General features: G+C 53.1%; 9 protein-coding genes. 8 read left to right on the forward strand and 1 reads right to left on the reverse strand.

Going from position 1 to position 14338, the window contains the following annotated elements; genetic code table 11:
* Nucleotides 1–296: 296 nt before the first annotated feature.
* Entirely contained in the window at nt 297–1676 is a 1380-nt protein-coding gene (ygjG, locus tag OGX86_RS21330) for a putrescine aminotransferase (RefSeq protein ID WP_057067552.1), read from the forward strand.
* A 77-nt stretch (nt 1677–1753) separates the two neighbouring features.
* Here ygjG and OGX86_RS21335 read toward each other — a convergent pair whose 3' ends face one another.
* Entirely contained in the window at nt 1754–2086 is a 333-nt protein-coding gene (locus OGX86_RS21335; RefSeq protein WP_048225654.1) for a tRNA-binding protein, read from the reverse strand.
* Between the two features lie 209 nt (nt 2087–2295).
* Between OGX86_RS21335 and ebgR the strand changes: the two genes are divergently transcribed.
* The 7 genes from ebgR (at nt 2296) to OGX86_RS21370 (ending at nt 14285) form a co-directional block, all read left to right on the forward strand.
* Nucleotides 2296–3279 (forward strand): transcriptional regulator EbgR, encoded by a 984-nt coding sequence (gene ebgR / locus OGX86_RS21340; protein WP_032945068.1) that lies wholly within the window; start codon nt 2296–2298, stop codon nt 3277–3279.
* Nucleotides 3280–3486: 207 nt separating this feature from the next.
* Nucleotides 3487–6579: a beta-galactosidase subunit alpha gene (gene ebgA, locus OGX86_RS21345; RefSeq protein WP_048225656.1), complete on the forward strand. Its 3093-nt coding sequence runs from the start codon at nt 3487–3489 to the stop codon at nt 6577–6579.
* A complete protein-coding gene (locus OGX86_RS21350; protein WP_003828536.1) occupies nt 6576–7025 on the forward strand; it encodes a beta-galactosidase subunit beta in 450 nt (149 codons plus the stop codon). The genes ebgA and OGX86_RS21350 overlap by 4 nt, the downstream gene beginning before the upstream one ends.
* Before the next feature lie 65 nt (nt 7026–7090).
* Nucleotides 7091–8524 (forward strand): amino acid permease, encoded by a 1434-nt coding sequence (locus OGX86_RS21355; protein ID WP_003828538.1) that lies wholly within the window; start codon nt 7091–7093, stop codon nt 8522–8524.
* 82 nt (nt 8525–8606) lie between these two features.
* A complete protein-coding gene (gene ygjJ / locus OGX86_RS21360) occupies nt 8607–9668 on the forward strand; it encodes a protein YgjJ (RefSeq protein ID WP_032945071.1) in 1062 nt (353 codons plus the stop codon).
* Nucleotides 9669–9684: 16 nt separating this feature from the next.
* The gene (gene ygjK, locus OGX86_RS21365; RefSeq protein ID WP_286640644.1) at nt 9685–12036 is read left to right on the forward strand and encodes an alpha-glucosidase; all 2352 of its coding nucleotides are present in this window, start codon (nt 9685–9687) and stop codon (nt 12034–12036) included.
* A gap of 230 nt (nt 12037–12266) precedes the next feature.
* Nucleotides 12267–14285, forward strand: a complete 2019-nt coding sequence (locus OGX86_RS21370; protein ID WP_128317120.1) for an NADPH-dependent 2,4-dienoyl-CoA reductase — start codon at nt 12267–12269, stop codon at nt 14283–14285.
* The last annotated feature ends 53 nt before the right edge of the window (nt 14286–14338 follow it).

Consider the following 14338-nt stretch of genomic DNA (forward strand, 5'->3'; position numbering starts at 1 on the left):
TCTAATCCATTGATTTAAAATACTTTCATCTAGTAACTATTCAACGTCACTTCTACCAGCGCACCGTCACAGTGCAAATATTGCCCATTTTTAGCGCAAATTTGCGTTTATTCGATCTGTTTTCAGGCTTCTGACCTGGGCAAAATGCCAGCAAATGTTAAAACATGGCATTAAATGTTGCGCAAATGAGATATTTCCTGGTGTTTATCCCGATTTTTGCTAAGCGCGCCGGAATGGCGCAATCCCTGCAATACTTAAATCAGTATCATGTGATACGCGAGCTCCGGGAGCATATTTTGAACAGGTTACCTTCCAGCGCATCGGCCCTGGCCTGCAGCGCACACGCACTGAATCTCATTGAAAAGCGCACGCTTGATCATGAGGAAATGAAATCATTGAACAAAGAGGTGATTGAGTACTTCAAGGAGCATGTCAATCCGGGGTTCTTAGAGTATCGAAAATCTGTAACTGCAGGCGGGGATTACGGAGCCGTAGAGTGGCAAGCGGGAAGCCTGAATACGCTTGTCGACACCCAGGGGCAGGAGTTCGTCGATTGCCTGGGCGGTTTTGGAATTTTCAACGTGGGGCACCGTAATCCAGTCGTGGTTTCCGCCGTACAGAATCAACTCGCGAAACAACCTCTGCACAGCCAGGAGTTACTTGACCCTCTGCGGGCTATGCTGGCAAAAACCCTCGCCGCACTGGCGCCCGGTAAACTGAAATACAGTTTTTTCTGTAACAGCGGGACCGAGTCGGTTGAAGCCGCCCTGAAGCTGGCGAAAGCATATCAATCGCCGCGCGGTAAATTTACGTTTATTGCCACCAGCGGCGCATTCCACGGTAAATCACTGGGCGCGCTGTCCGCTACGGCTAAATCCACCTTCCGTAAACCTTTTATGCCGCTGCTGCCGGGCTTCCGTCATGTGCCGTTTGGCGATATTAACGCAATGCGCACCATGCTCAGCGAGTGTAAAAAGACCGGTGACGATGTCGCAGCTGTGATCCTCGAGCCGATCCAGGGTGAAGGAGGGGTGATCCTGCCGCCGCAAGGTTATTTGACTGCCGTGCGTAAACTTTGCGATGAGTTTGGCGCGCTGATGATCCTTGACGAAGTGCAAACCGGCATGGGGCGTACCGGCAAGATGTTCGCCTGCGAACACGAAAACGTGCAGCCCGACATTATGTGTCTGGCCAAAGCGTTGGGCGGCGGTGTGATGCCCATTGGCGCGACCATTGCCACCGAAGAGGTGTTCTCCGTCCTGTTCGACAATCCTTTCCTGCATACCACCACGTTTGGCGGTAACCCGCTCGCTTGTGCGGCGGCGCTGGCCACCATTAACGTCCTGCTGGAGCAAAATTTACCGGCTCAGGCGGAGCAGAAAGGCGATATGTTGCTGGATGGTTTCCGTCAGCTTGCGCGGGAATACCCGGACCTGGTACATGATGTTCGCGGCAAGGGCATGCTGATGGCGATTGAGTTTGTCGATAATGAAATCGGCTACAACTTTGCCAGTGAGATGTTCCGCCAGCGGGTGTTGGTTGCCGGCACGCTTAACAATGCAAAGACGATCCGCATCGAACCGCCATTGACGTTAACGATCGAGCAATGCGATCTGGTATTGCGATCGACACGCAAAGCCCTGGCAGCATTACGGGTGAGCGTGGAGCAAATGTAACAACCTTACCCGGCCTATAAAAGACACTCTTTTGTAGGCCGGATAAGGCGCAGCCGCCATCCGGCAATTAGCCTAACTTAAACAATCCGCACACCAGCAGGCATAGGGCGTTCTGGCGTCAACAGTACGCTTTCGCTGCCATCGTCGGTTTCCGCACACAGCAGCATGCACTCTGATGTCTCACCGCGCATTTTGGCCTTTTGCAGATTACACAGCACCACCACCGTTTTGCCCATCAACTCCTCTTCACTGTAGTAAGGCACCAGGCTGGTTACGGTTTGCAGCGTACGCTCTCCCACATCTACCTGTACGATATACAGCTTATCGGCATTGTCATGGCGCTTTACCTGTGCGATTTTTCCAACACGTATTTCCATTCGGGCAAAATCAGCAAATGCGACGGTATCCATTGTTTTCTCCTTTGGTAAAATTTTACTAAATACTAGCAAAATATTTTCCGGGCATTGTTCTCAAAAGCGGGAAAATGACGTACTCATCACACTCTGAAAGCCCAGTTTTACCCCGAGCATGTCAATTAATCATGCTTTTTTTACTGAAAACAGATGAATAGATAAGCACTTCATTTACAATGCGCAGGTAACTCAGGGAAAAGGCAAACATGGCAACACTTAAAGACATCGCAATCGAAGCTGGCGTGTCCCTGGCGACAGTGTCCCGGGTTTTAAACGATGACCCCACGCTGAATGTAAAAGAAGAGACTAAGCATCGCATTCTGGAGATCGCGGAAAAGCTGGAGTACAAAACCAGCAGCGCCCGAAAGAACCAGACCAGCGCGCTCGGCCCCCAGCATATTCTGGCGCTCTACAGCTATCAGCAAGATTTGGAAATCAACGATCCTTACTACCTCGCGATCCGCCATGGGATTGAAACCCAGTGTGAGAAACTCGGGATCGAACTGACCAACTGCTATGAGCACAGTGGGCTGCCGGAGAGCAAACACATTACCGGCATTCTTATTGTCGGCAAGCCTTCTCCCGCTCTGCGCGAGGCGGCAACAGCGCTTACCGACAACATCTGCTTTATCGATTTCCATGAATCCGGCAGCGAATATGACGCCGTCGATATCGATCTGGCCCGCATCAGCAAAGAGAGCATCGACTTCTTCATTGCCCAGGGCGTCACCCGCATTGGTTTCATTGGCGGCGAAGACCAGCCAGGCAAGGCCGATATCCGCGAAGCCGCGTTTGTCGAATACGGTCGCCTGCAGCAGGTCGTTTCTGAACAGGACATCTATCGCGGCGGTTTTTCCAGTTCATCAGGCTATGAACTGGCTAAAGAAATGCTGGCGAAACCCGACTATCCCAGCGCCCTGTTTGTGGCTTCAGACTCGATTGCCATTGGCGTTCTGCGCGCCATCCACGAGCGTGGTCTGAATATTCCGCAGGATATTTCGCTGATTAGCGTTAATGATATCCCAACGGCGCGTTTCACCTTTCCTCCGCTTTCCACCGTTCGCATTCATTCGGAAATGATGGGCAGTCAGGGCGTCAACCTGCTGTTCGAAAAAGCCCGTGACGGGCGTGCGCTTCCCCTGCTGGTTTTTGTTCCCAGCAAGCTGAAACTGCGCGGCACCACCCGCTAAAATCCCCCGCTAACCCGCCCGGTTTCTTCTGATGCCGGGCGCGCATTGTCATGCATTCTTTTCCGCGTCCGAATTATTTTCGTGATCCAGTTAAAGTAAATCACCTCACTCGCTATATTTTAGTAAAACTTTTACTAAAATCACCATCAATCACACTTACTCACCATTAAAATGAATGGTTCCGATTTTTCTCCACCGGGAGGCCTTATGAATCGCTGGGAAAACATTCAGCTCACCCACGAAAATCGACTGGCGCCACGCGCATATTTTTTCTCTTATGACTCCGTTGCGCAGGCTCGCTCGTTTGCCCGCGAAACCAGCAGCCTCTTTCAGTTGCTAAGCGGTCAGTGGAATTTTCAGTTCTTTGAGCATCCGCTACAGGTGCCGGAAGCCTTTACGTCGCAATTTATGAACGACTGGGGCAGCATCACCGTCCCCGGCATGTGGCAGATGGAAGGACACGGTAAGCTGCAGTATACCGACGAAGGTTTTCCTTTCCCGATTGATGTTCCCTACGTTCCGACCAATAACCCCACCGGGGCCTATCAGCGCATTTTCACCCTCAGCGAAGGCTGGCAGGGCAAACAGACGCTGATTAAGTTTGATGGCGTAGAAACCTACTTCGAAATTTACGTGAATGGTCAGTACGTTGGCTTCAGTAAAGGCAGCCGCCTGACGGCCGAATTTGATATCAGCGCGGTGGTGAAGACCGGTGATAACCTGCTGTGCGTTCGCGTAATGCAATGGGCTGATTCCACCTACGTTGAAGACCAGGATATGTGGTGGTCGGCGGGAATTTTCCGCGACGTCTATCTGGTCGGCAAACAGGCGACCCACATTCAGGATTTTACCGTTCGCACCGAGTTCGATGATGACTATCGCGACGCCACCCTCTCCTGCGACATTGCGCTGGAAAACCTGGCCTCTACGCCAGCGATAGCGTCGCTCGAATACACCTTGTTTGACGGTGAGAAGGCGCTGCATAGCGATGTGATTAACGCCCTAAAAGTGGATAAACAAACGCAGACCGCTTTTCATTTCAAGGTTAGCGCGCCGCAGCAGTGGTCGGCGGAATCGCCGTATCTCTACCATCTGGTGATGACGCTGAAAGATGCCAGCGGCAACATCCTTGAGGTCGTGCCACAGCGCGTTGGATTCCGCGATATTAAAGTTCGCGACGGTCTGTTTTACATCAATAACCGCTACGTGATGCTGCATGGCGTTAACCGCCACGATAACGATCATCTTAAGGGCCGCGCGGTCGGTATGGATCGCGTTGAAAAAGATCTGCTGTTAATGAAGCAGCACAACATTAACTCCGTACGCACCGCCCATTACCCGAACGATCCGCGCTTCTATGAATTGTGCGATATCTACGGCCTGTTCGTGATGGCCGAAACAGACGTTGAATCTCACGGCTTCGCCAATATCGGCGATATCAGTCGGATCACCGACGATCCACTGTGGGAAAATGTCTACGTTGAGCGCATCGTGCGCCACGTCCATGCGCAGAAAAACCACCCTTCGATCATCATCTGGTCGCTCGGTAACGAATCCGGATACGGCTGTAACATCCGCGCCATGTATCACGCTGCGAAAGCGCTGGATGACACGCGTCTGATCCATTACGAAGAAGATCGTGACGCTGAAGTGGTGGATATCATCTCCACCATGTACACCCGCGTGCCGCTGATGAATGAGTTTGGTGAATATCCGCATCCTAAACCGCGCATCATCTGTGAATATGCTCACGCCATGGGCAACGGTCCCGGCGGGCTAACGGAATATCAGAACGTCTTCTATCAGCATGATTGCATTCAGGGGCACTATGTCTGGGAGTGGTGCGATCACGGGATTCAGGCTAAAGATGACGACGGCAACGTCTGGTACAACTATGGCGGCGACTACGGCGACTATCCGAACAACTACAACTTCTGCCTTGATGGCCTGATTTATTCCGATCAAACTCCAGGACCGGGACTGAAAGAGTACAAGCAGGTAATTGCGCCGGTGAAAGTGCGCGCACAGGATCTGGCCCGCGGCGAGCTACGGGTAGAAAACAAACTCTGGTTCACCACGCTTGACGACTACACCTTGCATATTGAGGTTCGCGCCGAAGGAGATACGCTCTCTGTTCAGCAGATAAAACTGCGCGACGTTCCTCCCAACAGCGACGCGCTGCTGCAATGCGCACTGCCGGAGCTGGATGCGCGCGAAGCGTTCCTTAACGTCACCGTGACGAAAGATTCCCGCACGTCATACAGCGAAGCCGGGCATCACATCGCGACTTATCAGTTCCCGCTGAAGGCCAGAACGGCGGCTGCCGTACCGTTTAGCCTGCAAAACGCCAACCCTCTGACACTGGAAGACAGCCGGCAGAGCTGCACCGTTCGCGGTTATAACTTCCATCTGACCTTCTCAAAGCTGACCGGTAAACCGATCGCCTGGAACGTCAATGGCGAAGAGCTGATTACCCGCGAGCCGAAGATTAATTTCTTCAAACCGACCATTGATAACCACAAGCAAGAGTTCGAAGGCCTCTGGCAGCCGAATCATTTACAGATTATGCAGGAGCATCTGCGCGAGTTTACCCTTGAGCAAACCGATGATGCGCTGCTGATAACCAGCCAGACCATTATCGCCCCGCCGGTATTCGATTTCGGTATGCGCTGCACCTATCGCTGGCGTATTGCCGCGGACGGTCAGCTGAATGTGGAACTTTCTGGCCAGCCTTACGGCGAGTACCGGGACATTATTCCGTGCATCGGTTTCACGATGGGTATCAACGGTGATTTGGGCCAGGTGGCGTATTACGGACGTGGTCCAGGTGAAAACTATGCCGATAGCCAGCAGGCCAACATCATCGACATCTGGCGCAGCAGCGTGGATGATATGTTCGAAAATTATCCTTTCCCGCAAAACAACGGCAATCGTCAGGACGTGCGCTGGGCAACGCTAACCAACCGCCACGGCAACGGTCTGCTGGTGGTTCCGCAGCGCCCTGTCAACCTGAGCGCCTGGCGCTATACGCCAGAAAATATCTTTGCCGCACAACACTGCAACGCGCTACAGCGTAGCGATGACATCACCCTGAATCTGGACCACCAGTTGCTGGGCTTAGGTTCCAACTCGTGGGGAAGTGAAGTACTCGATTCCTGGCGCGTCTGGTTTACGTCATTCAGCTACGGCTTCACGTTGTTGCCGGTTTCCGGCAGCGAATCTGGCGCTCAAACCACCGCAAACCGCGCCTTTGGCACCGGGTTCTTTTCCACGAATATGCACAGCGAGAATACAAAATGAGGATCATCGACAACTTAGAGCAGTTCCAGCAACGCTATGCTTCAGGTCGGAAATGGCAACGCTGCGTCGAGGCTATTGAAAATATTGACAATATTCAGCCAGGCGTCGCCCACTCTATCGGTGATTCCCTGAGCTACCGCGTGGAGACAGACTCCGCGACCGATGCGCTGTTTACCGGTCATCGTCGTTATTTTGAGATCCATTACTACCTGCAAGGGCAGCAAAAAATAGAGTATGCCGCCAAAGAGGATCTCCAGGTGGTTGAATATTATCGCGATGAAACCGATCGCGAATATCTGAAAGGTTGTGGAAAAACCGTCGAAGTGCACGAAGGACAAATGGTTATTTGTGACAACCATGAAGCCTATCGTTTTATTTGTAATAACGCAGTGAAAAAAGTCGTACTCAAAGTCACCATCGAAGATGGTTATTTTCATAATAAATAAAAACACAGGCGGCGCCGACGTTGCGCCGCCAGTACCCTATAATAATCAGGAATCGGAGATGTGCTATGTCTGATACCAAACGTAATACCATCGGCAAGTTCGGCTTACTTTCACTCACCTTTGCCGCGGTTTATAGTTTTAATAACGTAATCAACAATAATATTGAGCTTGGTCTGGCATCCGCACCGATGTTTTTCCTCGCGACGATTTTCTACTTTATTCCGTTTTGCTTAATCATCGCCGAATTTGTTTCGCTGAATAAAAACTCCGAAGCCGGTGTCTACGCATGGGTAAAAAGTTCGCTGGGTGGACGTTGGGCATTTATTACTGCCTACACCTACTGGTTCGTTAACCTGTTCTTTTTTACCTCGCTTTTGCCCCGCGTTATTGCCTACGCCTCATATGCTTTTTTAGGCTACGAATACATTCTGACGCCGTTCGCAACCACCGTGTTAAGTATGGTGCTGTTTGCCTTCTCCACCTGGGTTTCGACCAATGGTGCAAAAATGTTAGGGCCGATTACCTCGGTCACCTCCACGTTGATGCTGCTGCTGACGCTGTCCTATATTTTACTGGCAGGTACGGCGCTGGTTGGCGGCGTACAGCCTGCTGACCCTATCACCGTAGACGCAATGATCCCGAATTTTAACTGGGCCTTCCTCGGTATCACCACCTGGATTTTTATGGCGGCAGGCGGCGCGGAGTCGGTGGCGGTGTACGTCAACGACGTCAAGGGCGGCTCCAAATCGTTCGTGAAGGTCATTATCATTGCCGGAATTTTTATCGGCGTGCTCTATTCCATCTCCTCGGTGTTGATTAACGTCTTCGTCAGCAGCAAAGAGCTGAAGTTTACCGGTGGATCGGTGCAGGTATTCCACGGCCTGGCGGCATATTTCGGCCTGCCGGAGCTGGTCGTTAACCGCTTTGTCGGCCTGGTCTCCTTTACCGCGATGTTCGGCTCCCTGCTGATGTGGACCGCAACGCCGGTGAAGATCTTCTTCTCTGAAATTCCGGCGGGTATTTTCGGTAAAAAAACCGTCGAACTGAATGAAAACGGCGTCCCGGCCCGTGCAGCATGGATCCAGTTCCTGATCGTTATCCCGCTGATGATTATCCCGACGCTCGGCTCCAATACCGTGCAGGATTTAATGAACACTATCATCAACATGACCGCCGCCGCCTCGATGCTGCCGCCGCTGTTTATTATGCTGGCTTACCTGAATCTGCGTGCAAAACTGGACCACTTACCGCGCGACTTCCGTATGGGTTCGCAAAAAACCGGCATTGTTGTAGTGTCGATGCTGATCGTTCTTTTCACCATCGGATTTATTGCCTCTACCTTCCCGACCGGCGGTAACATCATGACCATTATTTTCTATAACGTCGGTGGGATTGTTATTTTCCTCGGTTTTGCCTGGTGGAAATACAGTAAATATATCAAAGGGCTAACCAAAGAAGAAAAAGCTATTGAGGCAGCCCCTGCTTCAGACATCAATTAATGACTAAAACATAATAACAATAAACAATATTCGCCAAGGCTATAACAATAAAAATTAAATTTTATTTGCTTAGGATCGAAGCATGAAAAATATTAGCCATTGTTGCAGGGCAATTATTGCCCTGCCCTTTTTCTGCGTCTCCTCTCTGGGTGCAGAAGAAGTTCGCCCTGCAGAACACGACGACACGAAAACGCCAGAAATATCTTCCCCCTCATTTCGCTTTTATGGCGAATTGGGCATGGGGGGATATATGGATTTAGAAGGACAAGACAAACATAAATACAGTGATGGTACCTATATAGAAGGTGGCCTGGAGATAAAACACGGCTCTTGGTTTGGTCTGATCTACGGCGAGGGCTGGACCGTGCAGGCCGACCATCAGGGCAATGCCTGGGTTCCTGACCATAGCTGGGGCGGATTCGAGGGCGGGATCAACCGCTTTTACGGCGGTTATCGTACCAATGACGGAACGGAGCTGATGCTCAGCCTGCGCCAGGACTCTTCGCTGGATGACCTGCAATGGTGGGGGGATTTCACTCCAGACCTGGGCTACGTTATTCCCAACACCCGTGACATCATGACTGCCATTAAGGTGCAAAACCTGACCGGTCCTTTGCGCTACAGCGTGACAGCAACGCCCGCCGGACACCACGACGAGAGCAAAGCCTGGCTGCACTTTGGTAAATACGATCGCTACGACGATAAATATACCTATCCGGCCATGATGAACGGCTATATCCAGTACGACCTGACTGAAGGCGTAACCTGGATGAACGGCCTGGAGATCACAGATGGTACCGGACAGCTGTTCCTGACCGGCATCCTTTCGCCCAACTTCGCCGCCCGCGCCTGGCACCACACGGGCCGCGCCGACGGGCTGGATGTGTCCGGCACCGAAACCGGCTATATGGTCAGCGCAATGTATGAAGCGCTAAAAGGCGTTTACCTCTCCACTGCTTATAGCTACGCCAAACACCGACCGGATCGCGCCGAGGACGAAACCACTTCCTTTATGCAGTTCGGTATCTGGTATGAATACGGCGGCGGCCGTTTCGCTACCGCCTTCGACAGTCGGTTCTATATGCAGAATGCATCCGGCGACCCGAGCGACCAAATCTTCCTGATGCAATATTTCTATTGGTAACAAGGACCGGAATACCATGAACATGAAACCTATTCTTACGCCGCTGGCCTGTATCCTGCTGATGAACTTCTCCGCACATGCCGACAGTGCTAACGACTTTAAAAACATCATTAATCGCACCGGTGCGCCGGGCTACATGCATGACTACGATCACGACGACCACCAGCGCTTTAATCCATTTTTCGATCTTGGCGCCTGGCACGGTCATTTGCTCCCGGACGGCCCTGCAACGATGGGCGGCTTTCCAGGCGTGGCGTTGCTGACCGAAGAATACATCAATTTTATGGCCAATAATTTTGACCGTCTGACGGTGTACCAGCACGGTAAAAAGGTCGATTTCGCGCTTGAGGCCTACAGCATTCCCGGCGCGCTGGTGCAAAAGCTGTCATCTAAGCATGTGCAAATAGAGATGACGCTGCGTTTTGCCAGCCCGCGCACCTCGCTGCTGGAAACCAAAATCACCAGCAACACGCCGCTGGATCTGGTGTGGGACGGCGAGCTGCTGGAGAAACTGGAAGCCAAAGAGGGAAAAGCGCTGTCGGATAAAACCATTGATAGCGAATTCCCTGGCTATCAGCGCAAAATCACCGCCACGCACGACGGTCTGAAAGTCACCTTCGGCAAAGTGCGCTCAACCTGGGATCTGCTCACCTCCGGTGAGTCGGAGTATCAGGTGCATAAATCTGTCGCTATGAAAACCACGGTTAACGGTCATCGCTTTACGGGGAAGGCCCATATCAGTGGTTCGACAACCATTTACACCACCTGGTCTCATCTGCTTACCGCCGAGGATGTGGCGAAAGAGCAGCCGCAGATCCGCGATATTCTGGCGCGCCCGGCCTGGTATCTTGCTGCATCACAAAAGCGCTGGGCAGATTATCTGCAAAAAGGCTTAACTAACCCGGATGCCACAACGGAACAAACCCGGGTCGCGGTAAAAGCTATTGAAACGCTGAACGGCAACTGGCGCTCACCAGGCGGTGCGGTAAAACACAATACCGTGACGCCATCGGTCACCGGCCGCTGGTTCTCCGGCAACCAAACCTGGCCGTGGGACACCTGGAAACAAGCCTTCGCCATGGCGCACTTTAACCCGGAGATCGCCAAAGAGAATATTCGCGCCGTCTTTTCATGGCAGGTTAAACCCGGTGATCCGGTTCGCCCGCAGGATGCCGGATTCATTCCCGACCTGATTGCCTGGAATCTCAGCCCGGAACGCGGCGGCGACGGCGGTAACTGGAACGAGCGCAACACCAAGCCCAGCCTGGCGGCCTGGTCGGTGATGGAGGTCTACAACGTCACCAAAGACAAGGCCTGGCTCGAAGAGATGTATCCAAAGCTGGTTGCGTATCACGACTGGTGGCTGCGTAACCGCGATCATAACGGCAACGGCGTGCCGGAATACGGCGCTACCCGCGATAAAGCCCACAATACTGACCGCGGCGAAATGTTGTTTACGGTGAAAAAAGGCGACAAGGAAGAAACGCTCTCCGGGCTTAACAACTACGCCACCGTGATCGATAAGGGTCAGTATGACAGCCTGGAGATCCCAGCGCAGGTTGCCGCCTCGTGGGAGTCCGGTCGTGACGATGCGGCTGTATTCGGTTTTATCGATAAAGATCAACTGGATAAATACGTCGCGGGTGGTGGAAAACGCAGCGATTGGGTGGTGAAATTTGCCGAAAATCGCAGTAAAGACGGTAATTTGCTGGGTTACTCGCTGTTGCAGGAGTCAGTCGATCAGGCCAGCTACATGTACAGCGACAACCATTATCTGGCGCAGATGGCAACCCTGCTCGGCAAACACCAAGAGGCGCAACGCTATCGCCAGTTGGCGCAAAAACTCGCAGATTACATCAATACCTGCATGTTCGACCCGACAACAAAATTCTATTATGACGTTCGCATTGAGGACCAACCGCTGGCAAACGGCTGTGCGGGTAAACCGATCGTCGAACGTGGCAAAGGGCCGGAAGGCTGGTCACCGCTGTTTAACGGCGCAGCAACGCAGCCCCATGCGGACGCGGTGGTTAAGGTGATGCTCGACCCCAAAGAGTTCAACACCTTTGTCCCGCTTGGCACGGCGGCGCTGACCAACCCGGCTTTCGGCGCGGATATCTACTGGCGCGGGCGCGTCTGGGTGGATCAGTTCTGGTTCGGGCTAAAAGGGATGGAGCGTTACGGCTATCGCGATGACGCGTTAAAACTGGCGGATACCTTCTTCAGCCACGCCAAAGGCCTCACCGCAGACGGTCCGATTCAGGAAAACTATAACCCATTGACCGGCGCACAGCAGGGCGCACCGAACTTCTCCTGGAGCGCGGCGCATCTCTATATGCTGTATAACGATTTTCTTAAAAAACAGTAATCTGTGACATAACGCCGGATGGCGCTTCGCTTATCCGGCCTACAAAGGACACATTTTCACAGGCCGGATTAGATGCTTGCGCCGATATCCGGCAAATTCATTCTCCGGCCCCACTCCTTTTTTGAATCCCATCACAATCACGGCATTCCCCTTTTCCCTTTTACGCGGCGACGGCTAAATTATTAACTCATCCGACCACATAACAATAATTTTACATACTGGACACCTTTATGAGCTATCCGTCGCTATTCGCTCCGCTCGATTTAGGCTTCACCACGCTTAAAAACCGCGTGCTGATGGGTTCAATGCATACCGGACTGGAAGAGTATCCCGATGGTGCAGAACGGCTGGCCGCGTTCTACGCCGAGCGTGCCCGTCACGGTGTGGCTTTGATTGTGAGCGGAGGCATTGCGCCTGCGCTTTCCGGTGTAGGGATGGAAGGCGGCGCGATGCTGAACGACACCAGCCAGCTTGCACACCATCGCGTCATTACCGATGCAGTGCATGATGAAGGCGGCAAAATCGCCCTGCAAATCCTGCACACCGGGCGTTACAGCTACCAGCCGCACCTGGTAGCCCCTTCTGCCATTCAGGCCCCCATTAACCGCTTTACGCCACATGAATTAACGCACGATGAAGTGCTGCAGTTGATTGAAGATTTTGCCCACTGCGCACAGCTGGCGCGGGAAGCGGGCTACGATGGCGTGGAAGTGATGGGGTCGGAAGGGTATCTCATCAACGAATTCCTGACCCTGCGTACCAACCAGCGCGATGACCAATGGGGTGGTGAGTATGCCAACCGCATGCGGTTTGCCGTTGAGGTGGTGCGAGCGGTACGTCAGCGTGCCGGGAATGACTTTATTATTATCTTCCGCCTGTCGATGCTCGATCTGGTGGAAAACGGCGGAACCTTCGACGAAACCGTTCAGCTGGCGCAGGCTATAGAAGCCGCGGGGGCCACCATTATTAACACCGGTATTGGCTGGCATGAGGCGCGTATTCCCACTATCGCTACCCCGGTACCGCGCGGCGCGTTTAGTTGGGTGACGCGTAAGCTAAAAGGGCATGTGACAATCCCACTGGTCACCACCAACCGCATTAACGATCCCCAGGTCGCCGATGACATTCTGGCCCAAGGTGATGCTGATATGGTGTCGATGGCCCGTCCGTTCCTCGCCGATGCCGAGCTGCTGTCAAAAGCGCAAACCGGACGAGCGGATGAGATCAACACCTGTATCGGCTGTAACCAGGCCTGTCTGGATCAGATCTTCGTCGGCAAAGTCACCTCTTGCCTGGTCAATCCGCGCGCTTGCCATGAAACCAAAATGCCGATTGTTGCGGCAGCTACGCCAAAGAATCTGGCGGTTGTCGGTGCGGGTCCTGCGGGCCTCGCCTTCGCCATTAATGCCGCAGCGCGCGGGCATCACGTGACGCTGTTTGACGCACATGGCGAGATTGGCGGGCAGTTTAATATCGCCAAACAGATCCCCGGCAAAGAAGAATTCTATGAAACCCTGCGCTACTACCGTCGGATGATCGACGTGACTGGCGTGACCCTGAAGCTGAATCACTTTGTCAGCGCACACGATCTGCACACCTTCGACGAAGTGATCCTTGCCAGTGGGATCGAGCCTCGTATGCCGCCGATCGAGGGGATCGATCATCCTAAGGTACTGAGCTATCTCGACGTTCTGCGCGATAAAACGCCAGTGGGAAAACGCGTGGCGATCGTGGGCTGCGGCGGGATCGGTTTTGATACCGCAATGTATCTGAGTCAACCCGGTGAACCCACCAGCCAGAACATTGCGGAGTTCTGCGTGGAATGGGGGATCGACACCAGTCTGCAACAGCCTGGCGGCTTACGCCCGGAAGGCCCGCACTTATCCCGCAGCCCGCGCCAGATAGTGATGTTACAGCGCAAAGCCAGCAAACCGGGACAAGGTTTAGGTAAAACGACGGGCTGGATCCATCGCGCCACCCTGCTCTCACGCGGCGTGAAAATGATCCCGGCAGTCAGCTATCAGAAGATTGATGATGATGGGTTACACGTTGTGTTGAACGGTGAACAGGTGATCTTTAACGTGGATAACGTGGTGATTTGTGCCGGACAAGAGCCGCGCCGTGAGCTGGTCGATCCGCTGCACGCGGCTGGTAAAACGGTGCATCTGATCGGCGGCTGCGATGTGGCGATGGAACTGGATGCCCGACGCGCTATTGCGCAAGGCACCCGACTGGCACTGGAAATTTAACAGGATGTATTTCGTAGGCCGGATAAGGCGTTAGCCGCATCCGGCACCCGCTA

The organism is Citrobacter sp. Cpo040 (genome assembly GCF_030332915.1).
Classification (GTDB): Bacteria; Pseudomonadota; Gammaproteobacteria; order Enterobacterales; family Enterobacteriaceae; genus Citrobacter; species Citrobacter portucalensis.